This is a genomic window from Nocardiopsis gilva YIM 90087 (assembly GCF_002263495.1).
Taxonomy (GTDB): domain Bacteria; phylum Actinomycetota; class Actinomycetes; order Streptosporangiales; family Streptosporangiaceae; genus Nocardiopsis_C; species Nocardiopsis_C gilva.
Genome location: NZ_CP022753.1, coordinates 936966 through 962145, shown reverse-complemented (window position 1 = coordinate 962145; position 25180 = coordinate 936966). Strand labels below are relative to the sequence as shown.

Sequence of the window (25180 nt, the reverse complement as noted above, 5' to 3'; positions counted from 1 at the left end):
ACGCGACCGGTAATTCAGAGCGCGAGCAGGACGATACCGGTCACGACAGCGATCGCGGAGATAGATCGGACATGGCCGAAACTCTCCTTGAACGCGATCGCGCCGATTATGGCGCCGAAAACGATGCTGGTCTCGCGCAGGGCCGCGACGCTCGCCAGCGCCCCCTGCGTCTGCGCCCACAGCACGAGACCGTAGGCGCCCGCACTCAGCGCGCCGCCCAGGGCACCGACGCGCCAGATCGGGCGCAGCTGTTCCACGAGCCGCCCCCGGCGCGTGATGACGGCGACGATCATGAAGACCGGCCCTTGCAGCAGCATCAGCCAGGCCAGATAGCCGACGGGGTCGCCGGACAGGCGGGCGCCGGAGCCGTCGAGGACGGTGTAGGCGGCGATCGCCAGCCCGGTGGCGACGGCCGCGACCAGAGCCGGAGCTTGACCAGGTCGGGGCCGTCCGCCGGCGAACACCAGCGCCATCAGCCCGGCGGAGATCACCAGCACCCCGGCCAGGTGGACCGGGGGCAGGGCCTCGCCGATGACGACGGTCGCGGCCAGCGCCACCACCCACGGCGCCGTCCCCCGGGCCAGCGGATAGACCTGACCGAATTCCCCGGTCCGGTAGGAGAGCATGAGCAGGCTCATGTAGACCACGTGCACCAGGGCCGACCCCAGGAGGAGCGGCCAGACCTCCGGCGCGGGCGGCCCGGTCGCCACGGCCAGCGCCCCGCCGCAGACCATCCCGGAGGCACCGATGAGCGCGAAGCCGAGAAGGCGGTCGGTGATCGCGTGCGCGATCGCGTTCCAGGCGGCGTGCAGAAGCGCGGCGCCGAGCACGGCGGCGAGGATGGCGGGGCTCATGGAAGCCGATCCTCCCAACCCGACCGCCGATACAGCGGGGAGGGTGCTGTCCGGACCCCCTCCTCGCGGTGATCACGGCGAAAAGACGAGCGCGTGCCCGCAGAGGGGATTCCTCTGCGGGCACGCGCTCGGTGTCCGATCGGCCGGCGTCCGATCGGGCGGCCTGAACGATGTCAGGCGCGTTCCGTGCCGGTCGGCATGTCAGACGTGGTGCCGACCGACGTTCCGGTGGAGGGCGCGGTGGACGATCAGGCCTCGACCTGGAGGTCGATGACCTTGCCCACCTGGGCCGCGACGTCGTACTCCGCGGTGAAGCCCTGGGAGGCGAGCACGCGGACCTTCCAGTCCCCATCGGCGGCGAAGAAGCGGAACGTTCCCTCGTCGCCGGTGGCGACCTCGCCGACGAAGTCACCGTCGGTGTTGAGCAGCCGCGCGTAGGCGCCGCGCAGCGGGGCCCCGTCGCGCTTCACGACGCCCTGGATGACCGCCTGGTCACCGGCGTCCGCGTTGGCCAGGGCCACGCCGCCGACCGGCGCTCCGCATCCGTCGTTACTCACTTGGCCTCCCCAAGCTCGATCGGCACGCCGACCAGCGAGCCGTATTCGGTCCATGAACCGTCGTAGTTCTTCACGTTCTCCAGGCCGAGCAGCTCGTGCAGGGCGAACCAGGTGTGCGACGAGCGCTCGCCGATACGGCAGTAGGCGATGATGTCCTTGTTCAGGTCCACACCGGCCTCGGTGTAGAGCTCACGCAGCTCATCGTTGGACTTGAACGTGCCGTCCTCGTTGGCGGTCTTGGCCCACGGGATGTTCCGGGCGGTCGGAATGTGGCCGGGCCGCTGCGAGGTCTCCTGCGGCAGGTGGGCCGGGGCGAGCAGCTTGCCCACGAACTCGTCGGGGGAGCGCACGTCCACCAGGTCCTTGGTGCCGATGGCGCCGACGACCTCGTCGCGGAAGGCCCGGATGGCCCGGTCCTGGTCCTGGGCGCTGTAGGAGGTCTTGGTGCGCTCGGGCACCTCCTCGACCAGCTCGCGGGAGTCGAGCTCCCACTTCTTCCGGCCGCCGTCGAGCAGCCGCACCTTCTGGTGGCCGTACAGGCGGAAGTACCAGTAGGCGTAGGCGGCGAACCAGTTGTTGTTGCCGCCGTAGAGGACGACGGTGTCGTCATTGGAGATGCCGCGCTCGGAGAGCAGTGTCTCGAAGCCGGTCTTGTCGATGAAGTCGCGCCGGACCGGGTCCTGGAGGTCCTTCTTCCAGTCGATTTTGACGGCGTTGGGGATGTGCCCCTTGTCGTAGGCCGAGGTGTCCTCGTCGACCTCCACGAGAACGACATCTTGGTCGTTCAGGTGAGCCTCCACCCAGTCGGCGTCCACAAGGACGTCGGAGCGGCTCATGGGGATCCTCCTCATAGATCGTTGCCTGCGATGGCCTCAATGGCCGGATCGGTCGGTCGGTTGTGTGTCGTCCGCAGGCGGGGAACCGACTGTGTCTGTCCCTACCCACGGACCGGTGTGATGCGTTCCCACGTAGGGGGCCACCGAGCCGCGCCTATGCGGCCCTGCCCGGGAGGGGCAGGCGGCGGAGCAACAGGTACATCTCGCAGCCCAGGCAGAAGCCGAAGGCGGCGTTGAGAAAAGCGGCGAAGAGAGCGAATGCCGTGGCGACCATCCCCAGCCAGGCACCGACGAACAGGTATCCGGCCAGCCCCACGAGGGCGAACGCCAGCCCCACCCCCTGCGCGAAGCGCGGCGGGGCCGCGTCCTCCAGCTCCTCGGGATCACCGAGGCGGGGGCGCACGAAGCGGGCGAAGATCCACGCGTAGGGCGAGTGGCGGACGCCGATCATCACGGCGACGGCGAACACCAGCGCCTGGAACGCCAGCAGCCAGGGGCTGCCGGTGATCAGCACGAGGGCGAGAACGACGGTGGTGACGACGGCGGCGAATCGCTGTCCGCGGGGGTCGACCTGCATGATGGGCTTCCCAGCTGCGTGAGCGGTGCGGGAGGGGCGAGAGGCGGTGGCCTGGTCAGTCCTCCGTGGTCACGGACGGCTGGCCGCGGGCCGGATCCGGGGCATGGGCGCCGCGGAGATCCGCTCTAGCGGGAAGCGCGACAGAGTGCGGTGGCGACGCGGCAGAAGTCCACGGCGCGTCGCTTCGTCAAAAGCGCATCTGTCGGAGAAGTCACGCTCACGATCGTACGGGTTGGACGCGCCGATGTCACGAGTGGGGCGGATCACATCCATCCGCGCTGGCGTCGGCGATCGGCGCGGGGTGCGTTCTCAGGAGTCGATGGTGTGGCCCAGCGCGGCGATGACGTCGGCCTTGCGCGGCTGGCCGCTGGCCCGGCGGGTGACGCGCCCGTGGGCGTCGAGGACGAAGACGGTGGGCGTGCGCATGATGTCGAGGCGCCGTACCAGGTCGAGCCGCGACTCGGCGTCGATCTCCGCGTGCGCGACGCCCTCGACCATGGTCGCGACCTCGGTGAGTACGCGCCGCGTGGCGCGGCAGGGCTGGCAGAAGGCGGTGGAGAACTGCACCAGGGTGGCCCGCTCCCCCAGCGGGGACCCGATGTCCTCGGCCGTCAGGGCCATTCCGTCGAGACTGCTGCCGTCGGCCTCGCTCACACCCGCTCCTCCGTCGTCCGGCGCAGCGCGGTCGTCCCCCGACCCGCCGCGCTCCCCCGCGTTCGCGGCAGCGGTCGGCCGCACCTCGCGCATCCGCCCATTGCCGCGCTGCCACAGCACACCGGCCAGCGTCGCCAGAGCGAGCGTCGCGATGACCACCGCCCCGCCGACGAGCTGATCCGGCCCCATGCGCGGTTACCCCTCCGAAGCCGCGCCCACGAGCCGGACGTCGGTGGCCTCGGCCGACACCTCGACACCGTTGGGCAGCGCGTCGATCTTGGTGATCTGCAGGTCGAACGGCATCTGGGGGACCTGGAAGCTGACCGTCAGCCGGTCCTTGACCGCCGAGCCGAGGTCGATCGGGGCATCGCTCACCTCGATATCGGTCGGCGTGACGTTGATGATGTCGCCGTCGATGCTCACGTCGAGGTCGGCCGCGACCGGGACGCTGATGCCGCCGGGCACCGCGAGGTCGCCGGTCATCCGCGGCTTGCCGTCCTTGTTCTCGATCACGATGCCCTGCGGGAGCCGCGACTGGAGCTCGCTGTAGGGCAGCATCACCTTGGCGTCGGCGGCACCGGCGATGACCTTCGGCTCGGTCATCAGGTCGCCGATGGCAGCCTGGACGTTTCGGGCGGTGATGTCCACACGGTCGAGGTTGACGTCGTTGACGGTCATCGCGCCGGTGACGATGTGGATCTCGGAGTACTCCCCGCCGATCGCCTGCGTCAGGAAGGGGAATCCGCCGATGGTGACCTCGGGCTCCGAGGACAGCTGGTACCGCTGGCTCACACGCTTGGCGATCTCGTTCTGCGCGGCCGAGTGCAGCCCGCGGTCGGCGACCACGACCATCACCAGCAGGAAGATCAGGATGAAGACGAGAAACTTACGCATCGGGGTTCCAGCACACTCCCGTTAGTCCCGGCGCTCCGCACGGCCCGGGGGAGATGGTCCACGGGCCGCGGAGCACAGCTCAGCGACGCCACAGGACGCCCAGGCTGACTAGTCGACGAGAAGGAAGCGTACTTGACGCGTCCCCTTCTCCCGGTTTCCGGTGGGAATCTCCCAGCCGATTCCCACCGCCGACCCAGGAAACGTCGGGCACTTCTCATCCCGTGCTCATCGGTGCGTCCGCGCGCGTTCGCCCCGGATTCAGCGCGGCATCAGCATGCTCGCCAGGTTGTCGGTGGCCGACGCCCCCGACAGCGCGAGCTCGATCACATTGGTGGCCACCACGTGCGAGGAGCTGCGGCGCTGGAACTCCATGACGTGCGGCTGCTGGTCGTGCTCCTCGATCGCGAGCTGGTCGCGGTAGATGGCGTAGACGATGCGCTGCTGCGGCGCGCTGGGCACGGTGTGGGCGGCGAACAGCAGGGTGTCCGGCTCCCGGCGGGCGACCTCGTCGACGACCTCGTCGGCGCAGTCGTCGAACGCGTCCGCATGGCCCTCGGCCAGCGTGTAGATGGTGATGATGCCGCGCAGCCGCGAGGGCTGGCGCGCGGACGCCGCCGGCTCGTCGTCGTACTCGTCGTAGTCGTCCGCGTCGTCGAACCCGCGGTCGAAGCCGTCGTCGTACTCGTCGTACTCGGGCTCCTTACGGCGCCGCCTACCCCACACGCCGTCCTCCTCCTGATCGCGGACGTCCTGGAAGTCCTGCTCGTCCTCATCGACATCGGATGCGTCCGGCGGCGGAGCCGTGGACCGGCGCCGACCGCCGCGTCCCCGCCCGCGCCGCTCCCTCGGCGGCTTCTGGGCGCGGACCAGGGCCGCCCACAGCGCGCCCACCGCCCCCAGCATCATGAGCTGGCCGAGCACGGCCAGCCCGACGCGGGCCACCAGGATCTCCAGCACGACCGCGAGGGCGGCCAGACCGATCACCGTCAGCTGGTGCTGCGCGAACCGCGGGCGCTCGCGCATCCGCCGCACCGCCACGATCGCACACGCGATCAGGGCCAGCACCGCGAACGTGTGCACCAGGCCCAGCACGGTCTTGGGGATGAGGTCGTAGTGGTCGGCCATGGCCGGATAGCTGCCGTCGTAGCGGCCGCGCAGCCGGTCTATGGCGAGCACCACCAGCGGGACGATGGTCAGCGCCGTCACCACCAGCCGGGTTCCGAAGCGCGCCCGGGGCGAATCGACCGCGTACTCGACCGCGCCCCACGCCGCCATCAGCGGCCCGATGAGGGCCACCCCGATCTGGAAGATCCGGAAGGTCACGTCCGAGAAATCCAGCAGCGCCCCGGGGAAGGCAGCGCTCAGCGCGATCGCGACGCCCACTGACGACGCGACCCACGCACCCGTGTAGACCTGCGGTTCCCGTTGAGTACGTGCGATCAGCGCAGCGGTGGCGCTCCATGCCACCAGTGCGCAGACGAATGCCAGTCCTACCTCGACCATCCCGCTAATAATGCTGCACTCTCAACCCCGCTCGTGCACACGACGCGGCTTTCCCATCGCCGACTTGCCCCGATTTCCCGGGACCAGGCGCAGATGCCCCAATTGTGCTGTGAGTTAGCTCACCCGGAGTGACCTCGTATTCGCGTTCCGGACGCCACGCACGCCGGTGACCGTAGGCTCAAGACATGTGGGCGCATATCCGACCTGATGAGAATGGCGGCGATGCCGCCATCGTCCGGCGCGGCGGGGCCTTCTTCGATGTCGACAACACCCTGATGCGCGGTGCGTCGATCTACTACTTCGCGCGCGGACTCGCCGCCCGCGACCTGTTCACCACGCGCGACCTGCTGCGGTTCGCGTGGGGGCAGGCGGTGTTCCGGCTCAGCGGCAGCGAACGGCCCGAGCACATCCACGCCGCGCGCGAGGCCGCGCTGGCGTTCGTCGCCGGGCACGCCGTGGACGACCTCGTTTCGCTGTGCGAGGAGATCTACGACGAGACGATGTCGGACCGGATCTGGGAGGGCGCGCGCCACCTCGTCCGCCGCCACCTCGACGCCGGGCAGAGCGTCTGGCTGGTTACCGCGACCCCGGTGGAACTCGCCGAGATCATCAAGCGGAAGCTGGGCCTGACCGGCGCTCTGGGGACCGTCGCCGAGACGGTCGACGGCGTCTACACCGGACGGCTGGTGGGCGACCTGCTGCACGGCCCGGCCAAGGCCGAGGCCGTGCGCACCCTGGCGCGGCGCGAGGGGTTGGACCTGTCGGCCTGCGCCGCCTACAGCGACTCGTGCAACGACCTGCCGATGCTGTCACTCGTGGGCCACCCCAACGCGGTCAACCCCGACGACGCGTTGCGCGAGCACGCCGAGGCGCAGGGGTGGCCGGTGCACGAGTTCCGCCGGCACCGGGCGAAGCTGCGGGTCGGGATGTCCGCCGCCGTCGCGGGCGCGATCGGCGGGGCGGTGGCGGTGGGCGTGATGCGTCGCCGCCGGGGGACGCAGTAGTACCAGCGCTGATCCTCCGTTGATCTCGGGGATATCGACCGAATTCTGGCGGGTATTCGGTCGATATCCCCGAGATCAACGAGAGAGTGAGGGCTACGAGCGCCCCACCGCGGCCCGCACCCGGTGGATCACGGGACTGCGATCGCGGTCTCGGCCGCGCTCGCGGCCGTTCTTCGGGCCGTCGCCGTCGACCCCGCGCTCCGCGAGGAACGCCTCGAAGGTCTCCTGCGACGTGTAGGCCGGCGACCAGCCCACCGTCCGCTGGAGCTTGCTGACGTCCATGACGCGGTCGGAGCAGAGCAGGCGCAGCTGCTCCGGCGAGTAGTCGATCCGTCCGCGCCGAGCCAGGCCGCGCAGCATGCGCAGGCCGCGCTCGGGCATCGCCACACCGGGCCGCCCGGCCCGGCGCAGGCACTGGGACAGCGGGATGGCCCCGGGGGCCGCGACGTTGAAGACGCCCGCGCCGTCGCCGACGGCCATCAGGCTCAGGGCCTCGACGGCGTCGTCCTCGTGGATGAACTGCATGCGCGGGTCGTAACCGCGGACCGTGGGAACGACCCGGAGCCCGAAGTAGCGGGCGAGCGGGGTCTCCATCGACGGGCCGATGAGGTTGGCGAGGCGCAGGACGGCCACGGACATGTCCGGGCGTCGGCGGGCCAGGCCGCGCGTGTGCCGCTCCACCTCGGCGGCGTCCTGGGCGTAGGCGGAGCGCGGGATGTCACGCGCCCGCAGGTCCTCCGTGTACAGCTCCGCGGAGTGCGCGGCGGCGCCGTAGACGGCCGCGCTGGAGCGCACCACGAGCCGCCGCACGGTCGTGGACCGCTGGCACGCGGCCAGCAGCTGCATGGTGCCGAGGACGTGGTTGGCCTGTGACTCCGTCCGGCCTTCGGCGCTCTCGGGCGCCGTGGCGAGGCCGAGGTGCAGGACCGTGTCCGCGCCGGAGTCGCGGACGACCCTGCTCACACTGTCGTCATGGAGATCCGCGGCGACGTACTCGACCCGCCCCGGCGCGTATCCCGGCGGCGCGGGATCGACGCCGATGACCCGGTCGACACCGGGGTCGTCGAGCAGTTTCTCCGCGGCCCGGGCGCCCAGATGGCGGGAGACCCCGGTGACAAGTACGACTCGGCCCATGACTAGCACGCCTCGAAGAGTTGGGTACGCGTGAATGAGGGGGTGTCTCCGCGTCCGCCACGGCCGTGACCGACAGGTGCGGCGTCAGCGGAGAGACACGACCTACTTCTTGTTGCGGCGCGCGATGCGAGTCCTCTTGAGAAGCTTGCGGTGCTTCTTCTTCGCCATGCGCTTGCGGCGCTTCTTAATGACGGAACCCATAGGATCACCTCTCGCCAACGGTTGCTGAAGACACGACAGCCCACCCAGCCCACTCCCGCGAACGCGGGCGGACCATCGGGTGCCATCGAGGGGGATACGACGCGCCGCCCCACGGGCTCATGAACGCGGGCTCGGAACGCGGAAACGCGTGCCGTCCCTCCGTGCGAACGGAGAGCGACGCATACGCCGCACCCAACGAGCCAGCCTACCCGCTCGCGCCAACCACCGAACGCACGACCGCTGATCTAGTGACCGGATGCGGGGGGCTCCACCTGCGCACAACGCCGAACACCGGCCGTTCCTTCCCGCGCCCCTCCGACCCCTGCGGCTGGGCGGTTACGCGCCGGGGACGCCCGGACCCGAGCCGTAGAGCTCGGCCGCGGGCTCGCAGTACCCCACACTGACCAGCCGCTGGTCCTCGAAGGTCAGCGACGTGACGCTGGCGAGCTCGCACTGGCGGCGGTCCGGCCGGTGCCACAGCCGCTTGTGCTCGGCCGCGCGGCGCACCGTCCAGATCGGCAGCTGGTGGCTGACGCACACGGCCTCGCGTCCCCACGCCTCCTTGCGAACGACCTTCACGATGTCGACCATGCGGGCCGCGATCTCGGTGTAGGGCTCGCCCCACGACGGCCGGAAGGGGTTGTACAGCCGCCGGACGACCTGCGGGTCGGTGAACGATCCGCGGCTGACGTGCCGGCCCTGCAGCGAGTTGGCCGCCTCGATCAGCCGCTCGTCGAGTCGGACGGGCAGCCCGAAGCGGTCCGCCAGCGGCTGGGCGGTCTCCTGGGTGCGCTCCAGCGGAGAGGAGTACAGCGCGGCGATGTCCCGGTCCGAGAACCAGGCCGCGGCGAGATCGGCCATCCGGCGTCCGGTCTCGCTGAGGTGGAAGTCCGGAAGCCGCCCGTAGAGGATTCCGTCAGGGTTGTGCACTTCACCGTGCCGAAGCAGGTGGACGACGGTGGTCGTGGGCATGTGTGCGACCGCTTCCCTTCGTGGTTCTTCTCAGCCGGGCACGCCGCGCCGCGGCGTCGGCGCCGCCGGTGGCGCCACCGACCGGGTCGTTACGGGTGGTGACGACGTCACGCGCGAGGCGGCGCGCCCTTAAACGGTATCGGCCGCGCTGCGCAGGGCCGTCACCATGGCCCGCACGGCGGGCCGTCGGCCCGCCTCCCGCCGCCACAGCGCGTAGACGCTGCGGAAGAGCAGCGGGCGAACCGGCACCGTCACCACATCGGGCCACAGCCGCCCCCGGCCCAGTCGGGGCAGCAGCGCGAGGCCCAGTCCGGCCGCGACCAGGGCCAGCTGGGTGGGGTACTCCCCGCTGTAGTGCGCGATCCGCGGCTCCACACCTCGGCGGCGCAGGGTGTCGGCGAGCCAGTCGAAACAGATGGTGCCCCGTGGGGAGGAGATCCACTTCTCGTCGGCGAGCTCGGACATCTCCACGTCCTCCCGCTCGGCGAGCGGGTGCGACACCGGCACGGCTACCTCGGCGGTGTCGTCGAAGAGGTGCACGCGCTCGATGCCCTCGAGGATCGGGAGCGGCGAGCCCTCCCAGTCCTGGACGACGGCGAGGTCGCTCTCGCCGCGCAGCACCAGCGTCTGGGAGGCCATGGGGTCGCACTCGGTGAGCGTGACGCTGAGCCGCGGGTGCCGCTCCGCCGCGTCGACGAGGACCTGCGGCATGAGCCCGCGGGCCGCGGTGGGGAACGCGGCGACCCGCAGCGGCCCGACGACGCCGCCCTGCTGCGCCTCCAGGTCGGCCTCGGCCTCGGTGATCAGTCCGAGGATCCGGTCGGCGTGCTGGACGAGCACGTGCGCGGCGTCCGTGAGCTGGACGCCGCGCCCATTGCGTTCCAACAGCGTTGCGGAGGTCTCCCGCTCCAGCTTGGTGATCTGCTGGGAGACGGCCGATGTGGTGATACCCAGGACGTCGGCCGCCGCGCTCACCGAGCCGTACTGGGCGATCGTGGTGAGCGCGCGCAACCGGTCGAGATCCAACATCTCCACATCATAAAGCGCCGGTTAACGATCGGTCAGCAAACGGCGTAGCGCTCCTTTGCCGCCCGTCGCCCTGCTTTCCAAAAAGGCCTAGGCGCTGGCCTCCGCGGCGGCGCGCGCGGCCTTGGGCAGGGCCGAGACGACCCGGTCGATGGCCGTGTCGTCATGGGCGGCGGAGAAGAACCACGCCTCGAACGCCGCGGGCGGGAGGTACACGCCCTGGTCCAGCATCGCGTGGAAGAAGGCGGCGAAGGCGGCGGTGTTCTGCGCCCGCGCACCGTCGAAATCGGTCACCTCGTCCTCGGTGAAGAACACCGTGAACAGGTTGCCGCCGTGCTGGATGCGGTGCGGCACCCCGGCCGCGCTGAGCTCCTTGCCCGCCGCCTCGGCGACCTGCGCCGACACGCGGTCGATGTGCGCGTAGACCTCGGGGGTCGCGTTGCGCAGGGTCGCCAGTCCGGCCGCCGTGGCCAGCGGGTTCCCCGAGAGCGTCCCGGCCTGGTAGACGGGGCCGGCCGGGGCCAGCTGCTCCATGAGGTCGGCACGGCCACCGAACGCCGCCGCGGGCAGCCCGCCGCCCATGACCTTGCCGAACGTCATCAGGTCGGGGGTGACGCCCTCCAGGCCGAACCAGCCCGAGCGGCTGACGCGGAAGCCGGTAAGGACCTCGTCGAGCACCAGCAGCGCGCCGTGCTTCGCGGTGATCTCCTTGAGCCGCGCGTTGAAGCCGTCCTTCGGCGGCACGATGCCCATGTTGGCCGGGCACGCTTCGGCGATCACGCAGGCGATCTCGTCCCCGGACTCGGCGAAGGCCCGCTCCACGGCCTCGATGTCGTTGTAGGGCAGGACCAGCGTGTCGGCGGCGCTCGCGCCCGTGACGCCCGGGGAGTCGGGCAGCGCGAACGTCGCCACCCCGGACCCGGCCGCGGCCAGCAGGGCGTCGACGTGCCCGTGGTAGTTCCCGGCGAACTTGACCACCTTGCTGCGGCCGGTGGCGCCGCGCGCCAGCCGGATCGCCGACATGGTGGCCTCGGTCCCGGAATTGACCAGCCGCACCCGCTCCACGGGGGTACGCGCGGCGATCTCCTCGGCCAGCTCCACCTCGCCCGGTGTCGGCGCGCCATAGGAGGTGCCCTTGCTCGCGGCCTCGGTCAGCGCTTCCACCACGGCGGTGTGCGCGTGGCCGAGGATCAGCGGACCCCAGGAGCAGATGAGGTCGACGTAGGTGTTGCCGTCCACGTCCGTCAGGTAGGGGCCGTTCCCCGACGCCATGAAGGGCGGGGTACCGCCCACCGCGCCGAACGCGCGGACGGGGGAGTTCACCGCCCCCGGAACCACCGCACCGGCTCGTTGGAACAACTCATCGGAAGTCGTATGTGTAGCCACGCCTCCCAGTGTCGCACCTGGCCGGACGGGTGAATTCCCGAGACCCGCCGCACGTGCCGCGACCCGAGTTGTTAGGTTCGAGGGCACAGCTTCCGCAGGCACACCCGCACCACCGGCACATCCATCACCGCGCTGTCCAGTACTTCCCTATCCAGCACTGCCAGACCCACCACCACCGCACCCAATCCAGGGGGACTGTATGTCTGAGGTGTTCGCCACCGCCGACCTGATCGACGCCCACGGGGAGGCGATCGTCACCTGCGAGACCCAGTTCCGCCAGTTCGGCGGACGCACGGCGTTCTACGGCCCGATCGCCACGATCAAGTGCCACGAGGACAACGCCATGGTCAAGGAACAGCTCAACCAGCCCGGCGAAGGCTGGGTCCTGGTCGTGGACGGCGGCGGTTCCCTGCGCACGGCCCTGATGGGCGACCTGATCGCCCAGGCGGCCTTCGACAACGGCTGGGCCGGCGTTGTCATCAACGGCGCGGTCCGCGACACCGCGACCTTGGCCAAGCTCGACCTGGGCATCAAGGCGCTGGGCAGCACCCCGCGCAAGTCCACCAAGACCGGCGCCGGCCACCTGGACGGGGCCGTGTCCTTCGGGAACGTCGTCTTCACGCCGGAGAGCTGGCTCTACAGCGACGAGGACGGCATCGTCGTCAGCGACGAGAAACTGGACCTTCCGTAGCCCTCTGCCCCGGTCCGCCCCGCGCGGCCGCCGGACCGCCGGGGTCGGCCGACCCCCTGCTCGCCCAGGGACGTCCGTGCCCCTGCGGACCCCAGCGGCTTTAGGAGGTGAACTCCTCGCAGGCGTCGGAGATGATGTCCAGGACCGTGATGGGGTCGGGCAGGCCCGTGGGGGCCGCGCCTTCACGCGGGCCGCGGATCCAGGTGGCGGCGGCGCCCGAGGGGAGCTGCGAGGGCGGGGCGAGGACGTAGCTGTCGCGGCAGTGCCAGCGCAGACCGGGGGTGTCGGAGCTGGTCTCGGGGACGCAGTCGAGGTGGCAGGACCACCATTCGTCCTCGTCGACCGGCGAGCGCGTGGCGACGAAGAACAGGTGGCGGCCGTCCACGGCCCCCACCGGGCCCGCCGGGACGCCCGCGCGGTCCATGCGGGTCAGGGCCATGACTCCGGCACCCGCGGGGACGTCGAGGACGTCGAAGACGCGGCCGGTGGGCAGGACCACGTTGGCGGTGGGCGTGGTCGTCCACCATCGGCGGATGGTGTCGGGGTTGACGGTGGCCTCCATGCCCCAGGCGGCCGACATCGGGTGGGCGGCGGGGTCGGGACAGCCGATGCGGTCGCAGCCGCAGGCGCGGCCGCCCATCGCGGAGGGTGCGGCACCACGGCAGACCGGCCAGCCCAGAGACGCGTACTTCAAGGCCGCGCCCAACATGTCGCCCAGCGCGTGGCGGCGTTTCCGCCGCTGGATCACATCGGCCATGGGTTCCCTCCCTGTTCGTCCCGGTCGTGTCGGTCGGTTCTCGCCTTCCCGACCTCGACCTGGGCGACCGGGAAGCGTCTGTTCCCGTCAGCGCAGGAGGCGTGCGGCCTCCGTGGCCCAATAGGTGAGGATCTGAGCTGCTCCGGCCCTGCGGAACCCGAGGAGCGCCTCCATGATCGCGCGCTCGCGGTCGATCCAGCCGTTACGCGCGGCGGCCTCGATCATCGCGTACTCACCGCTGACCTGGTAGGCGGAGACTGGTACGTCGACCCGATCCGCGATCTTGGCGATGATGTCGAGATAGGCCAGCCCCGGTTTGACCATGACCATGTCGGCCCCCTCGCCGAGGTCGAGCTCGACCTCGCGCAGCGCCTCGCGCACGTTGGCCGGGTCCTGCTGGTAGCCGGTGCGGTCGCCGAACTGCGGCGCGCCCTCGGCGGCGTCGCGGAACGGGCCGTAGAACGCCGAGGCGTACTTCGCGGCGTAGGCCAGGATCACGACGTCGGTATACCCCGCCTTGTCCAGCGCCGCACGGATCGCGCCGACCTGTCCGTCCTGCATCCCGCTCGGCCCCACCACCTGCGCACCGGCCGCCGCCTGCGCGATGGCGATGGAAGCGTAGCGCTCCAGGGTGGCGTCGTTGTCGACCTGGTGCGTGGGGGTGAGCACGCCGCAGTGCCCGTGCGCGGTGTACTCGCACAGGCACAGGTCGGCCATGATCACCATGTCGTCGCCGAGATCGGCGGAGAGGTCGCGCAGCGCCCGCTGCACGATGCCGCCCGGGTCGTCGGCGGCCGCGCCGCGGTCGTCCTTGAACTCCGGGATGCCGAACAGCATCAGCCCGCCCACACCGGCCTCAGCGGCCTCCTGCGCCGCCTTGCGCAGACTGTCGCGCGTGTGCTGAACCTGGCCGGGCATCGACTCGACCGGGTTCGGCGCGTCGATGCCCTCCTTGACGAACATCGGCAGGATCAGCTCTTCCGGTCGCAACCGCGTCTCCGCCACCAGGCGGCGCAGCGCGGGTGTGCGGCGCAGCCGACGCGGGCGGGCGGCGGGATAACGAGCGGACATGTGGCGACACTCCCTATGTGGGGCAGGGTGCGGATTGGTTCTCGGAGCGGGCGGACCGGGGTCGAGGACCTCGGAGGACCTACAGCGTCTTGCGCCGTCGGCCGCGCCGCTTCTGACTGGGCTTGAGGACCGGCTTCCCCGCTGCCAGCGCCTCGGCCCGTTGTGCCGCACCGTACTCCGACAGCGCGGCGGCAAGGGCGGAAACCGAGGTTTTCGGTGCGACGACGTCGACGCGCAGGCCGAACTCCTCCGCGGTCTTGGCGGTCTCCGGGCCGATCACCGCGATGACGGTGGTGTTGTGCGGCTTTCCGGCGATGCCCACCAGGTTGCGGACGGTGGAGGAGGACGTGAAGAGCACGGCGTCGAACCCGCCGCCCTTGATCGCCTCGCGGATCGGAGCGGGCGGCGGCGCGGCGCGGACGGTCCGGTAGGCCGTGACGTCGTCGACCTCCCAGCCCAGGTCGGCCAGACCGGCGGCGAGCGTCTCGGTCGCGATGTCGGCGCGCGGCAGCAGCACCCGCTCGATGGGGTCGATCTCAGCGTCGTAGGGCGGCCACACCTCGACCAGTCCGGCACCGGACTGCTGGTGCGAAGGCGGGGTGAGGTCGGGCTGGATGCCGAACTCGCGCAGCGCCGCGGCGGTCTGCTCGCCGACGGCCGCGACCTTGACCCCGGCGAACGCGCGGGCGTCCAGGCCGTAGGACTCGAACTTCTCCCGGATGGCCTTGACCGCGTTGACCGAGGTGAACGCGACCCACTGGTAGCGGCCGGTCACCAGGCCGCGCACGGCTCGCTCCATCTGCTGCGGGGTGCGCGGCGGCTCGACGGAGATCGTGGGCACCGACTCGGGCACAGCGCCGTACCCGCGCAGCTGGTCGGCGAGCCCGGCCGCCTGCTCCCTGGTGCGCGGGACCAGCACCCGCCAGCCGAACAGCGGACGCGTCTCGAACCAGGACAGCTCCTGCTGCTGGGCGACCCCCGGGCCGACGACGAGCGTCGCGGGCGAGGTGACGTTGTTGCCCTTGGCGTCGGCGGCCTTGATGTCGGCGGTGAGCCGACCGAGCGTGGACACGACCGTGCTCTGCTCGGTGGTGCTGCCCATGCGGGTGACGGCGACGGGGGTGTCAGCGGCGCGTCCGCCCGCGATCAGAGCCTTGCACAGCCGGTCGTAGCCGGGACCGGCGTGGTCCGGGTCGTCCTCGGGGATCTCCGGCCCCAGCACGACCAGGGTCGCGCCGTCGTCCTCGGGCAGCCGCTCCAGGTCGAACCCGCTGTTGCGGGCGTTGACGACGTGCATCCCGCTGACGCCCTCGGGCATCAGTGGGATACCCGCGAAGGACGGGACCGCGGTGATCGAGGACAGCCCCGGCACGACCTCGCACTCGATACCGGCCCGCTGGCAGGCCGCGGCCAGCTCGGCGCCCCGGCAGCCCACCAGCGGGTCGCCGGTGTACAGGCGGACCACGCGGCTGCCCTCGCGGGCGTGGTTGACGGCCAGGGCGTTGATCTCGCCGCCGCACTCGGCCGGCTCCAGCACCGTGACGTCGTCACGGCAGTGCTTGAGCAGGGCGGCCCGGTACTTGGCCAGCTCGGGCCCGGGCTCGCGGACGGTGATGACGACGTCGGCCTCCGCGAGCAGCGCGGCACCCCGCAGCGTCAGCAGCTCCGCGCCGCCCGGCCCGGCCCCGACGATCGCGACGTGGCCAGCGCTCGGCTCAGTGTGCTGATTCACCATGAACCTCCGAGGATGCCCCGGACATCACGCCCGAGGAGGAATCGGACCCCTGCCCGCGAGCACAGGAATTCCCGCGGTTGTCTGTGGGGCGTAGTCAATGTGCGCTCGCTCCTTGGTTTCTCCGCCACCGCGTTTCCCCGCGGCTCGGCGTCCCGGCGCCACCGCGATCCCGCCCGGTATCCCGGGTCGCGATGCCCCGATGCCCCGATGGCGCGCTGGCCGGGGCGCCCCGTCAGGGCGGCGGCCTACCCTTGCTCCCCCTGCTCGTGCTCCCCCTGCTCTGGCTCGGCCTCCGTGCCGGAGGACTCCCCCGCGGCGGCGGCCACGATGCGGTCGGCCCCCTCCGCGATCATCTCGCGGGCGAGCTTGCGGCCGAGGCGTTCGGCCGCCGCGACCGTGATGTCGGGGCCGTCCAGCGCGACGGCGCGCTCGCGATGCACCGCCTGCCGACCGTCGGTGGCCACGACGGCGGCGCGCAGCCGCAGCAGGCCGTCGTGATACTCGGCGTACGCCCCGACGGGGGCGGCGCAGCCCGCCTCCAGCTCGGCCAGAATCGTGCGCTCGGCGGCCACCGCCATCCGGGTCGGCGTGTGGTCGACAGCGGTGAGGTAGCCCAGGTCGCGGTCGGCGCGGGAGATGTCGCACTCGACGGCCAGAGCGCCCTGGCCGGGGGCGGGCAGCATCTGCGAGGGCTCGAAGATGTCGGTGACGTCGTCGGCGCGACCGATCCGTTCGAGGCCGGCGTAGGCCAGCACGACGGCGTCGAGGTCGCCGGAGGCGACCTTGCCCAGCCGCGTCTCGGCGTTGCCGCGGATCGGCACGAAGTTCAGGTCGGGGCGGAGCGCCGCGAGCTGGGCGACGCGCCGCGGCGAGCCGGTGCCGATGGTGGCGCCGCGCGGCAGGTCGGCGAACTTCAGGCCGTCGCGGGCGCACAGCGCGTCGCGCGGGTCGTCCCGCCCGGTGATGGCGACGAGCGTCAGCCCGTCCGCCGGGGTGGTGGGCAGGTCCTTCAGGGAGTGCACCGCGAAGTCGATATTTCCCGCGAGCAGCTCGTCGCGCAGCGCGTTGACGAAGACACCGGTACCGCCGAGCTGGGTCAGCTGGGCCTTGGTGACATCGCCGAAGCTGGTGATCAGGACCAGTTCGACGGGGATACCGGTGCGCTCGGTGATGGCGTCGGCCACCTGCTGGGACTGCGTGGTGGCCATGGTGCTGCGACGGGTGCCGAGCCGGGCGGGCACGGAGGTCATGGCTACTTCGTCTCCCCTGCGGTGCTCTGTGCGGAACCGCGGTCGGCACTCACCGCGTCGGGTGCCGTCGGGTCAAGGTCGAACAGCTCGCGCAGGGCCGCCTCGTAGGAGTCGCCGTCGGGTCCCGCCGCGAGTTCCTTGACCCGGACAGTGGGCTGGTGCAGGAGCTTGTCCACGACGCGGCGCAGGGCGTGGCCGACCTCGCCGCGGGTCTTGTCGTCCAGGTCGGGCAGGCGGCCCTCCAGGCGGGAGAGCTCGGTGTCGACGACCTGGCGGGCCTTGCTGCGCAGCGCGACGACGGTCGGAGCGACCTGCTCGGCGCGGCGCACCGCCTGGTATTCGGCGACCTCCTCCTCGACGATGTCGCGGACCACGGAGATGGCGCCGGAACGGCCGGAGACGTCGTCGGCGCCTTCGGCGGCGGCCCGGCGGAGGTCTTCGATGTCGACCAGGTGGACGCCGGGGATCTCGCGCACCGAGTCGTCGATGTCACGGGGAAGGGCGAGGTCCAGGAAGACCAGCGGCCGTCTGCAGGACTTCTTCTCCATGGCCGACGCGACGTCCGCGCGCGTCAGCACCAGGCCCTGGGCGCCGGTACAGGAGATCACCAGGTCGACCTCGGGAAGGATGTCGGCGGCGTCCTCGAACGGGACGGCGCGGCTCTGGATGGGCTCGTAGGCCTCGGTGAGGCACTCGGCCAGCCGGGCGGCACGCTCGTGGGTGCGGTTGGCGACGATGACCGTGCTCGCACCCTGGCGGGCGACGGTGTTGGCGGACAGCGCGCTCATCGACCCGGCGCCCAGCACCAGGACTCGCGCCCCGGTGAGGACCTGCGGCTGCGGGACGGCGGCAGCGACGTCGGCGGTCGGCTCGGCCAGCGCCTCGTCGCCGCCCATGGGGCAGCGGGCGGGGGCGTCGGCGCCGCAGGAGGCGATCGTGTCGATCCGGGCGGAGCCGAAGGGGCCGAAGTGGCGTCCGGCGACCATGAGGCCGAGGCCGACCATGTCGGCACCGGCGTGGTCGAGGTGGGTCTCGGTGTGGGCGCGCTTGCCCACGCGCAGCGCCCGCTGGCCGAGGTCGTTGAGCACGCGGCCGATGGTGCCGGTGTGCTGGGCGTCCTTGATGGCGTTGCGGACCTGGCCGAGGATCTGTCCCTCGCCGACGACCATGGAGTCGAGCCCGCAGGTCACGGAGAACAGGTGCTGGACGGCGCGTTCCTCGTAGTGCACGTAGCAGTGCTGGGTGAGTTCGGCCAGCGAGATACCGGTGTGCCAGGAGAGGAACTCGGTGATGGCGGCGACGCCGGGGTGGAACTTCTCGACATCGGCGTAGATCTCCGTGCGGTTGCACGTGGAGACCATCATCACCTCGTTGACGGCCGCGGCATTGGCCATCTCCGCCATGACCTTGAGCCGGGTCTGGCCGTCCAGAGCGGCGCGCTCCAGCAGCGCCACCGGTGAGCCCCGGTGACTCAGCCCAACGGCGAGGACACTCATCTGCACTCCAATGCGGGGATTACCGCCACGCTCCGTACCTCGGTCCATTCCGCTGCCGCTGCCGCGCCCGTCGTCACAGGCTTTCCGCGGCTTCGATCCACTCCGGTCGCCCGTGGCCGCCGTTCTTCCGCTGCTCGTGGAAGGCGAGGATCTGCAGTTCGATGGACATATCGACCTTACGCACATCGACGCCGGGAGGCACATTGAGCACCACCGGTGCGAAATTGAGCACACTGGTGACACCGGCCTCGACGAAACGGTCGCACACGCCCTGTGCGGCCGCCGCCGGAGTCGCGATGACTCCTATGGACACCTTTTCCATCTTGACGGTCTCTTCCAGCGTGTCGATGTGACGCACCGAGAGACCGGCCACTTCCCGGCCGACGACCGCTGTATCGGCGTCGAGCAGTGCCGCGATTCGGAACCCGCGGGTGCCGAACCCCCCATAATTGGCCAGCGCGCGCCCGAGGTTGCCTATTCCGACGATCGCCACCGTCCAGTCTTTTGTGAGACCAAGCTCACGCGAGATCTGGTAGATGAGGTAGTCGACGTCATACCCGACCCCGCGCGTTCCATAGGACCCCAGATACGACAGGTCCTTACGGAGCTTCGCCGAGTTCACCCCCGCCGCGGTAGCAAGGCCCTCGGAGGAGACCGTCGGCGTCCCACTGGCGTTCAGCGCCTGCAGGGCGCGCAGATACACCGGCAGTCGAGCGACTGTCGCCTCCGGGATTCCCCTCTCCGGGACGTGGCGTAGGAGGGGTCACGGGCGTGTGCTCCAGGGCTTCGATCGACGAAGTGGCAAGGTGCGGGCCGACACAGGTCCGTTGCTCCTTACGAGCGCGACGCACTCGTCAAGATCCCGGCCGGAATGGATTTTGAACCTAAGATTACGCCCTTGTGAAAGTAGGCACAAAGTAGGGTCGGCGTAACGCGCGGACCTCCCGGGCCACATGCGCGAACGCGGAAACCCCGTACCTGTGGCGCTTCCGGGCCGCGCGACGCGGAGCGGCGGCAGGGTGGTGCGGCCGGGGTCGGGGAGCCCGCCGGGACGGCTCATGACAGAGCGGCGCGCAGGCGCTTCTCGCTCACCCGCCAGAAGTCGTGCTGGGCGCCGTCGACGAACGTGACCGGGATCTTGTCCCAGTACTCGTCCTTCTCCTCCTGCGGCGCGGTGGTGAGGTCGCGTACCTCGTAGGCCGCGCCGAGGTCGGCGGCGACCCGCTGGATCACCTCCAGCGCCTCGTCGCACAGGTGGCAGCCCGCCTTGCCGAGCATCGTGATCGTGTGGGCGGCACCGTGTGCCCCGTCCGTCCCGCTGTTCATCCGCGTCCTCACGTTTGCGTCGAGCGCTGTCGCGTGGGGTCCCCGTGCGCTCGTGTGTTGCCGATGGTGCCGATATTGCGTGCGGCCCCGGCCCCTCATCCTCCCGCGAAGGGCGGGAGCACCTCGATCACCCCGCCCTCGGTCAGCTTCACCGAGGAGTGCTCCCGCGTGCCCACGGGCCTCTCGTCCACCAGGAAGGACGAGCGCTCCAGGACCCGGAGCAGCCGGTCGTCGCCGGAGTGTCCGGCACGCACCGCCTCCAGCGCCTCCGCCAGCGTGTCGGCGTGGTATCTCTCTTCGCCGGTTCCGGCGGCCTCTTTGGCCGCCGCCCAGTACCGGATGATTCCGCTCACCATCGATTGATTATCCTTGAAGGTCTCGGAGGCGATTCATCAGTCGAGATCTATTCTTCACCGGGGGCAACGGCGCCTTCGATCACCCGCCTCGCGCGGGGCCACGGGATGGGACGCATGAGCCACCTGCTGCTACTGACGAACTCCAATGAACCGTCGGATCACGTGCTGCCGGCCCTGGGCCTGCTCCTGCACTCGGTGCGCGTCGCACCGGCCGAGGCGGGTGCCCTCCTGGTGTCGGGCGGCGATCGCGCCGCGAGTCCCCCGGTAGACGCCATTCTGGTGGATGCTCGCACCGATCTCGTGGCGGCCCGCAATTTCTGCCGGCTGCTCGACACCACCGGCCTGGACTGTCCTCTGATCACCATTCTCACCGAGGGCGGCGTCGCCGCGCTCACCTCCGACTGGCAGGTCGACGACTTCCTCCTCACGACGGCGGGTCCGGCCGAGGTCGAGGCGCGGCTGCGGCTGGCGGTCGGCCAGGCCGACGCCGGAACCGATGACCCCGACGAGATCCGCCGCGGCGACCTGGTCATCGACGAGGCCACCTACATCGCGCGGCTGCGCGGACGCATTCTCGATCTCACGTTCAAGGAGTTCGAGCTGCTGAAGTTCCTCGCCCAGCACCCGGGGCGGGTGTTCAGCCGCGCCCAGCTGCTGCAGGAAGTGTGGGGATACGACTATTTCGGCGGCACGCGCACGATTGACGTGCATGTGCGACGACTTCGGGCGAAACTGGGCAGCGAGTACGAATCACTCATCGGCACCGTGCGCAACGTCGGGTACCGGTTCGTTCCCGACACCACGGCGAAGTCGGGGGCCAAGGAACCGTCTTCGGCGTCGGAGGGTGAGGAGGCCGCGGGCGGCGGGTCCGATCAGCGGTCGGCTTCGGCGCGCCAGTGACCCGTAGACCCGCCGGACTGACGGGATCAACCGGATCGATCTGAATCCCCAGCATCCGCCGGGTTACTTCTTGTGCACTCCGACTTCGGGGTCTCGTGATAAAGCGGAGGACCCCCTAGGATGCTGGGACGGCCGGAAAAGACGGCAGTGTGCGTCCGCGGTGACCGCAATTGCGGTGTGCCCGCAGCAGCCCGATGAGTCATGGCGGAGGAGAGCGGCCCATGCTGAGCGGTAAGGACGGCAGAACCCGCCGGGCGTCACTGCGCGTCGTCGCAGCACTCCCGCTCGGCACGGTGTTCATCGGCTCGACGCTGGTCGCGCTCGTTCCGTCCGCCTCGGCCGACACCCTGGCGCTCCACACCGAGCTCCGCCCGATGATCTCGCTGGCTCCCGAACGCCTGACCATCGAGACCGGCGACACCGCGACGCTGGACCTGAAGGTCGAACCCTCCCCCGACCGCCCCAACATCCAGTTCTGCCTCTACGACCAGCGTGTCGACAACGACTTCGGCATCGGTGACCACGAGGCGCGGACCGCTCCCGCCACCGCCAAGGTCACCGGCACGCCAACGGAGTCGGTGACGGTCACGGCCATGGTCGACTACGTCGCCACCAACAAGGGCATCGACTGCGCTCTGGTCGACGAGGTGCCGCGCGACACCGCCGCGTCCGCTCCGGTGGAGGTGGAGGTCGTCGCCGAGGAGGAGCCCGACCCGCCGGAAACCGAAGAGCCGTCGCCCCCGGACGAGACCGACCCGCCGGACGAGAGTGACCCACCGGAGACCGAGGACCCGACGGCGCCGCCGGAGACCGAAGACCCCTCGGAGCCGCCCGCGACCGAGGACCCCTCCGACCCACCGGAAACCGGCGACCCTTCGGACCCACCGGACAAGAGCGGCTCGCCCGAGGCGACGCCGCCGAAAACGACGCCCCCGGAGAAGACGCCGCCGAAGAAGAAGCCGTCGTCGCCCTCCACCGAGAAGCCGTCGACGAAGGAGCCCGCCACCCGCTCCCCGCGGCAGAACACGTCCGCTCCGCGGCCGGCACCGCCGCACAGCCCGGTGACCACGCGCTCCCCCGACTCCGGGTCCGACGCGGCGGACGGCCGCCCGTCGCTGCCCACCGGGCCCGCCGACATTCCCGAGCTGGACACGCCCAGCTCCTCTGAGGACCTGGCGGACCTGCCCACGGTGGAGCCGGGCGAGGACGAAAAGGACAGCACCACCGTCGCCGCGGGCGACACCGACGTGTCGTCGTCCATCACGCCGCTGGTGATGTTCGCGTTCCTGCTGCTCCTGCTCTTCCTCTCCGTCCCGCTGAGCCCCTTCCGCCGGGTGCGCACGGGAACCGGCTACATGGGCCGCCGCCGCAAGGGCTGACGAGATCCACGGAGGGACTGGGGCTTCGGTGGCGAAACGTCACTGGGCGGGGTACAGCAGCTCCATCCCGAGCGGGGTGAGGGAGTGCCGCACGGTGTTGCCCTGGCGTTCGCTCGCGACGAGCCCGGCGGCGCGCAGGAGCGAGGCGTGCTCGCTCGCCGAGGCCATCGAAATGTCGAGGCGGCGCGCGAGCTCACCGGTCGTGTGGTCGGTGCTGAGCGTCCGCAGCACCGACGCGCGGGTGCGGCCGAGCAGGCGCCCCAGCACGTCGCCGCCTGGCGCGTTGCCCTCGTACGCCTTGGCCAGGAACGACACCGGTGGATGGCCCACCGGGTACAGCAGCACGGGCGGCAGCGAGGAGTCGTAGAAGGTCACCGGGTGCGTCGCGCAGAAGAAGGCGGGGATCAGCAGCAGGCCGCGCCCGCGCAGGTGCAGATCCTGGTCCTGCTCCACTCCGTAGTCGAGTTCCACCGTGGTGACGGGACGGCGACGGACCGACGTCGGCGCCGCTATCGGCGCGATCGGGCCCAGCGCCCCCAGCCCGCCCTCGCCGACGGCCTTCGCGCTGCGCTGGGCGACCCGCGTGATGTAGCTCCAGTACGGTCGCAGCGCGACGTCGAAGTAGCCGGACAGCGCCCGCCCCAGCGCGCGCACCGCGGTGCTCTCCTTGCTCACCAGGCCCTGGGTCCACGCGGGGCGGTCCCCCGGGCCGTAGCGCAGATCGAGTTCTTCCCCGATGCGCCGGCGGGGAGTGTCCAGTACCGCCTCGATGCCGTCCGACGGTTCGCTTCCCCCGACGACGGGGCTGAGGAAGTCCGGCGAGTACCCCTGGGCGGGGACGAGGTCGAGCAGCATCCTGCTGTCGGGGGACAACCGCGAGAGCACCCGGTGCCGCCACTGTCCGAAGACGAGTTCGTCGGACGCCTCGGCGAGCATGTACAGGCTGAGAACGAGCTCCCACATGGGCTCGGGCCGGGAGACGATACGGAGTCGCTCCCAGTCTCGGGAGGAGAAGTGGACACGCAGCATCTGGAATTCCGTTCCGCTGACTGAGTTCCGCGTGCGGCCTGGTGATCGGCGGATCTCCACTGAATCGAGGTGCGCGGCAGTCAGGATATGCGGGCGGGGGTGACCCAGGGAACACCGTGCGGAGTCGGGAACGTCACCGCGGTCACGGAGAACCGCCCGCCTCCGCAGCGCCGACCGGAAGGGTGCACAGGACCGCCGGATGTGCGCTCCGCCACACCTCCGGCCGCCTCTTTCGGCGCTCCCCGAAACACTATGAGAAGGCCTTTTCGCCCGGTCGGAGGGTGGTCTATCGTCACCGACGCGGGCATGAGGGAAGGTGTCCGCGACAGAAGAGAACGACGCGTGCAACCGATCCGACCCTTCTGAATCGGGTCACCCTCCCCCTCCATCCTCAGGGTGATCCGAAAAAAGCCGGGCCTGTCCGGCGATGACTTTCCGGACCATCGGTGGTCGTCACCGCCCCCGCGATCTGCCTGAGCAGGGGACTCCAGTGCGGGACAGTGTTGGTGTAGCTGTAGCGGCTATTCCCGCCGCTCGAGATGGCGGGGCTGACACCGATCCGGTGGTCGCGCACTCGGATTGATCCGCCGGACAGGCCCTAGGCTCTTCCCATGAGCTTTGTGGACATCACCGGGCAGCTGGAGACCGACGAGGCCGAGGCGGTGATCGCCCTGGCCGAGGCGGCCCAGGAACACGACGGGGTCGCTCCGCTGGCCGAGCAGACGCTGCTGCGTGTGCGCCACGGCGCGGAGGCGGGCACCACGCGCTTCCACCTGATCTTCGAGGAGACCGGGAGCCGCCCGGCGTCGCTGGCCGGTTTCGCCTTCGCGGAGCGGACGCCCGGCGAGCCGGACTCCGCCGAGGTCGTCGTCCTGCCCAAGTGGCGCCGCCGCGGGCACGGATCAACCCTGCTGCGCTCCCTGGTCGAGGACGCCGGGCCGGACGGCCTGCGCGTCTGGGCTCATGGACGGCTGGAGGGCGCGGTGGCGCTGGCACGCTCGTTCGGCTGGGAGCAGGTGCGAGGGCTGCTGAAGATGCGGCTGCGGCTGCGCGGCGGCGAGACCCCCGAACCGTCCGAGCAGGTCCTGCCGGAGCCGGTGCTGTCCGATGAGGTGGCCGAGCGGGTGGTCATCCGCACGTTCCAGGCCGGCACCGATGAACCGGCGTGGCTGAAGGCCAACGCCGCCGCGTTCGCCGACCACCCCGAGCAGGGCGGTGTCACCCTCGACGACCTCCGGCAGCGGGAGGCCGAGGAGTGGTTCGACCCGGAGGGCTTCTTCGTCGCCGAGGAGACCGCCACCGGCGCCATCGCCGGGTTCCACTGGACCAAGACCCACGCCGACGGCGCCGGGCTGACCGATGGCGAGCCGGTGGGCGAGGTCTACGTGGTGGGGATCGACCCGGCCTGGCAGGGCACCGGCCTCGGCCGCGCACTCACCCTCGTCGGACTGCGCTATCTGCGCGACCGGGGCCTGCCGTGGGTGCTGCTGTATGTGGACGAGGAGAACCGGGCGGCGGTGCGGCTGTACGAGTCGCTCGGGTTCACGCTGTGGGACGCCGACGTGATGTACGCGGCCCCCTGATCACGCCCG

At 70.8% G+C, this 25180-nt stretch carries 27 protein-coding genes and 1 pseudogene; 6 read left to right on the top strand and 22 right to left on the bottom strand.

Translation table 11 applies throughout. The features are described from left to right. Positions 1 to 14 precede the first annotated feature (14 nt). From CDO52_RS04660 to CDO52_RS04630, 8 genes are all read right to left on the bottom strand, one after another. Positions 15 to 854, bottom strand: a complete 840-nt coding sequence (locus tag CDO52_RS04660; RefSeq protein WP_017621263.1) for an EamA family transporter — start codon at positions 852 to 854, stop codon at positions 15 to 17. 248 nt (positions 855 to 1102) lie between these two features. Further along, positions 1103 to 1465, bottom strand: a complete 363-nt coding sequence (locus CDO52_RS04655; RefSeq protein ID WP_051060927.1) for a DUF1416 domain-containing protein — start codon at positions 1463 to 1465, stop codon at positions 1103 to 1105. Continuing rightward, positions 1408 to 2247, bottom strand: a complete 840-nt coding sequence (locus CDO52_RS04650; protein ID WP_017621265.1) for a sulfurtransferase — start codon at positions 2245 to 2247, stop codon at positions 1408 to 1410. The genes CDO52_RS04655 and CDO52_RS04650 overlap by 58 nt, the downstream gene beginning before the upstream one ends. A gap of 154 nt (positions 2248 to 2401) precedes the next feature. Continuing rightward, positions 2402 to 2824 carry a DUF4395 domain-containing protein gene (locus tag CDO52_RS04645; RefSeq protein ID WP_017621266.1) on the bottom strand — a complete coding sequence of 141 codons (423 nt, stop codon included), beginning with the start codon at positions 2822 to 2824 and terminating at the stop codon, positions 2402 to 2404. 125 nt (positions 2825 to 2949) lie between these two features. Further along, positions 2950 to 3039: a putative leader peptide gene (locus CDO52_RS29380; protein ID WP_394340776.1), complete on the bottom strand. Its 90-nt coding sequence runs from the start codon at positions 3037 to 3039 to the stop codon at positions 2950 to 2952. Positions 3040 to 3133: 94 nt separating this feature from the next. After that, positions 3134 to 3445, bottom strand: coding sequence for a thioredoxin family protein (locus CDO52_RS04640; RefSeq protein WP_094932798.1), 312 nt, complete (start codon positions 3443 to 3445; stop codon positions 3134 to 3136). Between the two features lie 228 nt (positions 3446 to 3673). Further along, a complete protein-coding gene (locus CDO52_RS04635; protein WP_017621268.1) occupies positions 3674 to 4372 on the bottom strand; it encodes an LmeA family phospholipid-binding protein in 699 nt (232 codons plus the stop codon). Positions 4373 to 4630: 258 nt separating this feature from the next. Continuing rightward, complete coding sequence (locus CDO52_RS04630) at positions 4631 to 5875, bottom strand: antibiotic biosynthesis monooxygenase (protein ID WP_017621269.1); 1245 nt, start codon at positions 5873 to 5875, stop codon at positions 4631 to 4633. Between the two features lie 185 nt (positions 5876 to 6060). On the opposite strand from CDO52_RS04630, the gene CDO52_RS04625 reads away from it, so the two are divergent. Then, positions 6061 to 6879, top strand: coding sequence for an HAD family hydrolase (locus tag CDO52_RS04625; protein ID WP_017621270.1), 819 nt, complete (start codon positions 6061 to 6063; stop codon positions 6877 to 6879). Positions 6880 to 6972: 93 nt separating this feature from the next. Here the strand turns inward: CDO52_RS04625 and CDO52_RS04620 are convergent, their stop codons facing one another. The 5 genes from CDO52_RS04620 to hemL all read right to left on the bottom strand — a co-directional run bounded on the left by CDO52_RS04620 (position 6973) and on the right by hemL (position 11598). After that, positions 6973 to 8013, bottom strand: a complete 1041-nt coding sequence (locus CDO52_RS04620; protein WP_017621271.1) for an NAD-dependent epimerase/dehydratase family protein — start codon at positions 8011 to 8013, stop codon at positions 6973 to 6975. A 102-nt stretch (positions 8014 to 8115) separates the two neighbouring features. Next, positions 8116 to 8214: a 30S ribosomal protein bS22 gene (locus CDO52_RS04615; protein ID WP_017621272.1), complete on the bottom strand. Its 99-nt coding sequence runs from the start codon at positions 8212 to 8214 to the stop codon at positions 8116 to 8118. A gap of 336 nt (positions 8215 to 8550) precedes the next feature. Continuing rightward, positions 8551 to 9186, bottom strand: a complete 636-nt coding sequence (locus CDO52_RS04610; RefSeq protein ID WP_094932218.1) for a histidine phosphatase family protein — start codon at positions 9184 to 9186, stop codon at positions 8551 to 8553. A 129-nt stretch (positions 9187 to 9315) separates the two neighbouring features. Further along, on the bottom strand, positions 9316 to 10215 hold the full coding sequence (locus tag CDO52_RS04605; RefSeq protein WP_094932217.1) for a LysR family transcriptional regulator: 900 nt from the start codon (positions 10213 to 10215) through the stop codon (positions 9316 to 9318). Between the two features lie 87 nt (positions 10216 to 10302). Beyond that, positions 10303 to 11598 (bottom strand): glutamate-1-semialdehyde 2,1-aminomutase, encoded by a 1296-nt coding sequence (hemL, locus tag CDO52_RS04600; RefSeq protein ID WP_051060928.1) that lies wholly within the window; start codon positions 11596 to 11598, stop codon positions 10303 to 10305. 199 nt (positions 11599 to 11797) lie between these two features. On the opposite strand from hemL, the gene rraA reads away from it, so the two are divergent. Then, complete coding sequence (gene rraA / locus CDO52_RS04595; RefSeq protein ID WP_017621276.1) at positions 11798 to 12289, top strand: ribonuclease E activity regulator RraA; 492 nt, start codon at positions 11798 to 11800, stop codon at positions 12287 to 12289. Between the two features lie 100 nt (positions 12290 to 12389). On the opposite strand, the gene CDO52_RS04590 is transcribed toward rraA, so the two are convergent. The 8 genes and pseudogenes from CDO52_RS04590 to CDO52_RS04555 all read right to left on the bottom strand — a co-directional run bounded on the left by CDO52_RS04590 (position 12390) and on the right by CDO52_RS04555 (position 20280). Next, entirely contained in the window at positions 12390 to 13046 is a 657-nt protein-coding gene (locus CDO52_RS04590) for a bifunctional DNA primase/polymerase (protein ID WP_017621277.1), read from the bottom strand. An 87-nt stretch (positions 13047 to 13133) separates the two neighbouring features. Next, on the bottom strand, positions 13134 to 14117 hold the full coding sequence (gene hemB / locus CDO52_RS04585; protein ID WP_017621278.1) for a porphobilinogen synthase: 984 nt from the start codon (positions 14115 to 14117) through the stop codon (positions 13134 to 13136). A 79-nt stretch (positions 14118 to 14196) separates the two neighbouring features. After that, positions 14197 to 15852: a bifunctional uroporphyrinogen-III C-methyltransferase/uroporphyrinogen-III synthase gene (locus tag CDO52_RS04580; protein ID WP_017621279.1), complete on the bottom strand. Its 1656-nt coding sequence runs from the start codon at positions 15850 to 15852 to the stop codon at positions 14197 to 14199. Positions 15853 to 16097: 245 nt separating this feature from the next. Next, the gene (gene hemC, locus CDO52_RS04575) at positions 16098 to 17102 is read right to left on the bottom strand and encodes a hydroxymethylbilane synthase (RefSeq protein ID WP_017621280.1); all 1005 of its coding nucleotides are present in this window, start codon (positions 17100 to 17102) and stop codon (positions 16098 to 16100) included. A 2-nt stretch (positions 17103 to 17104) separates the two neighbouring features. Beyond that, positions 17105 to 18598, bottom strand: coding sequence for a glutamyl-tRNA reductase (locus CDO52_RS04570; protein WP_017621281.1), 1494 nt, complete (start codon positions 18596 to 18598; stop codon positions 17105 to 17107). 73 nt (positions 18599 to 18671) lie between these two features. Beyond that, positions 18672 to 19365, bottom strand: a pseudogene (locus tag CDO52_RS04565) (redox-sensing transcriptional repressor Rex). A gap of 289 nt (positions 19366 to 19654) precedes the next feature. Continuing rightward, positions 19655 to 19924: a glutaredoxin family protein gene (locus CDO52_RS04560; protein ID WP_017621283.1), complete on the bottom strand. Its 270-nt coding sequence runs from the start codon at positions 19922 to 19924 to the stop codon at positions 19655 to 19657. A gap of 95 nt (positions 19925 to 20019) precedes the next feature. Then, the gene (locus tag CDO52_RS04555) at positions 20020 to 20280 is read right to left on the bottom strand and encodes a MoaD/ThiS family protein (RefSeq protein WP_017621284.1); all 261 of its coding nucleotides are present in this window, start codon (positions 20278 to 20280) and stop codon (positions 20020 to 20022) included. Between the two features lie 114 nt (positions 20281 to 20394). Between CDO52_RS04555 and CDO52_RS04550 the strand changes: the two genes are divergently transcribed. Then, positions 20395 to 21180 (top strand): winged helix-turn-helix transcriptional regulator, encoded by a 786-nt coding sequence (locus CDO52_RS04550; RefSeq protein WP_017621285.1) that lies wholly within the window; start codon positions 20395 to 20397, stop codon positions 21178 to 21180. A 221-nt stretch (positions 21181 to 21401) separates the two neighbouring features. Continuing rightward, positions 21402 to 22559 (top strand): hypothetical protein, encoded by a 1158-nt coding sequence (locus tag CDO52_RS04545; protein ID WP_026126318.1) that lies wholly within the window; start codon positions 21402 to 21404, stop codon positions 22557 to 22559. A gap of 39 nt (positions 22560 to 22598) precedes the next feature. Here the strand turns inward: CDO52_RS04545 and CDO52_RS29375 are convergent, their stop codons facing one another. Beyond that, on the bottom strand, positions 22599 to 22826 hold the full coding sequence (locus CDO52_RS29375) for an ArsR/SmtB family transcription factor (protein ID WP_394340786.1): 228 nt from the start codon (positions 22824 to 22826) through the stop codon (positions 22599 to 22601). A gap of 54 nt (positions 22827 to 22880) precedes the next feature. Here CDO52_RS29375 and CDO52_RS29370 point away from each other — a divergent pair, with 54 nt between their 5' ends. Continuing rightward, complete coding sequence (locus tag CDO52_RS29370) at positions 22881 to 23612, top strand: hypothetical protein (protein WP_394296740.1); 732 nt, start codon at positions 22881 to 22883, stop codon at positions 23610 to 23612. A gap of 587 nt (positions 23613 to 24199) precedes the next feature. After that, positions 24200 to 25171, top strand: coding sequence for a mycothiol synthase (gene mshD, locus CDO52_RS04535; RefSeq protein ID WP_017621287.1), 972 nt, complete (start codon positions 24200 to 24202; stop codon positions 25169 to 25171). Positions 25172 to 25180: the final 9 nt, after the last annotated feature.

What these genes read in the sequence shown, in the direction of transcription:
- CDO52_RS04660 (WP_017621263.1), bottom strand. Translation starts at nt 854, where the DNA reads ATGAGCCCCGCCATCCTCGCCGCCGTGCTCGGCGCCGCGCTTCTGCAC.
- CDO52_RS04655 (WP_051060927.1), bottom strand. Translation starts at nt 1,465, where the DNA reads ATGGACCGAATACGGCTCGCTGGTCGGCGTGCCGATCGAGCTTGGGGA.
- CDO52_RS04650 (WP_017621265.1), bottom strand. Translation starts at nt 2,247, where the DNA reads ATGAGCCGCTCCGACGTCCTTGTGGACGCCGACTGGGTGGAGGCTCAC.
- CDO52_RS04645 (WP_017621266.1), bottom strand. Translation starts at nt 2,824, where the DNA reads ATGCAGGTCGACCCCCGCGGACAGCGATTCGCCGCCGTCGTCACCACC.
- CDO52_RS04640 (WP_094932798.1), bottom strand. Translation starts at nt 3,445, where the DNA reads ATGGCCCTGACGGCCGAGGACATCGGGTCCCCGCTGGGGGAGCGGGCC.
- CDO52_RS04635 (WP_017621268.1), bottom strand. Translation starts at nt 4,372, where the DNA reads ATGCGTAAGTTTCTCGTCTTCATCCTGATCTTCCTGCTGGTGATGGTC.
- CDO52_RS04630 (WP_017621269.1), bottom strand. Translation starts at nt 5,875, where the DNA reads ATGGTCGAGGTAGGACTGGCATTCGTCTGCGCACTGGTGGCATGGAGC.
- CDO52_RS04625 (WP_017621270.1), top strand. Translation starts at nt 6,061, where the DNA reads ATGTGGGCGCATATCCGACCTGATGAGAATGGCGGCGATGCCGCCATC.
- CDO52_RS04620 (WP_017621271.1), bottom strand. Translation starts at nt 8,013, where the DNA reads ATGGGCCGAGTCGTACTTGTCACCGGGGTCTCCCGCCATCTGGGCGCC.
- CDO52_RS04615 (WP_017621272.1), bottom strand. Translation starts at nt 8,214, where the DNA reads ATGGGTTCCGTCATTAAGAAGCGCCGCAAGCGCATGGCGAAGAAGAAG.
- CDO52_RS04610 (WP_094932218.1), bottom strand. Translation starts at nt 9,186, where the DNA reads ATGCCCACGACCACCGTCGTCCACCTGCTTCGGCACGGTGAAGTGCAC.
- CDO52_RS04605 (WP_094932217.1), bottom strand. Translation starts at nt 10,215, where the DNA reads ATGTTGGATCTCGACCGGTTGCGCGCGCTCACCACGATCGCCCAGTAC.
- rraA (WP_017621276.1), top strand. Translation starts at nt 11,798, where the DNA reads ATGTCTGAGGTGTTCGCCACCGCCGACCTGATCGACGCCCACGGGGAG.
- CDO52_RS04590 (WP_017621277.1), bottom strand. Translation starts at nt 13,046, where the DNA reads ATGGCCGATGTGATCCAGCGGCGGAAACGCCGCCACGCGCTGGGCGAC.
- hemB (WP_017621278.1), bottom strand. Translation starts at nt 14,117, where the DNA reads ATGTCCGCTCGTTATCCCGCCGCCCGCCCGCGTCGGCTGCGCCGCACA.
- CDO52_RS04580 (WP_017621279.1), bottom strand. Translation starts at nt 15,852, where the DNA reads ATGGTGAATCAGCACACTGAGCCGAGCGCTGGCCACGTCGCGATCGTC.
- hemC (WP_017621280.1), bottom strand. Translation starts at nt 17,102, where the DNA reads ATGACCTCCGTGCCCGCCCGGCTCGGCACCCGTCGCAGCACCATGGCC.
- CDO52_RS04570 (WP_017621281.1), bottom strand. Translation starts at nt 18,598, where the DNA reads ATGAGTGTCCTCGCCGTTGGGCTGAGTCACCGGGGCTCACCGGTGGCG.
- CDO52_RS04560 (WP_017621283.1), bottom strand. Translation starts at nt 19,924, where the DNA reads ATGAACAGCGGGACGGACGGGGCACACGGTGCCGCCCACACGATCACG.
- CDO52_RS04555 (WP_017621284.1), bottom strand. Translation starts at nt 20,280, where the DNA reads ATGGTGAGCGGAATCATCCGGTACTGGGCGGCGGCCAAAGAGGCCGCC.
- CDO52_RS04550 (WP_017621285.1), top strand. Translation starts at nt 20,395, where the DNA reads ATGAGCCACCTGCTGCTACTGACGAACTCCAATGAACCGTCGGATCAC.
- CDO52_RS04545 (WP_026126318.1), top strand. Translation starts at nt 21,402, where the DNA reads ATGCTGAGCGGTAAGGACGGCAGAACCCGCCGGGCGTCACTGCGCGTC.
- CDO52_RS29370 (WP_394296740.1), top strand. Translation starts at nt 22,881, where the DNA reads ATGGCCCACCGGGTACAGCAGCACGGGCGGCAGCGAGGAGTCGTAGAA.
- mshD (WP_017621287.1), top strand. Translation starts at nt 24,200, where the DNA reads ATGAGCTTTGTGGACATCACCGGGCAGCTGGAGACCGACGAGGCCGAG.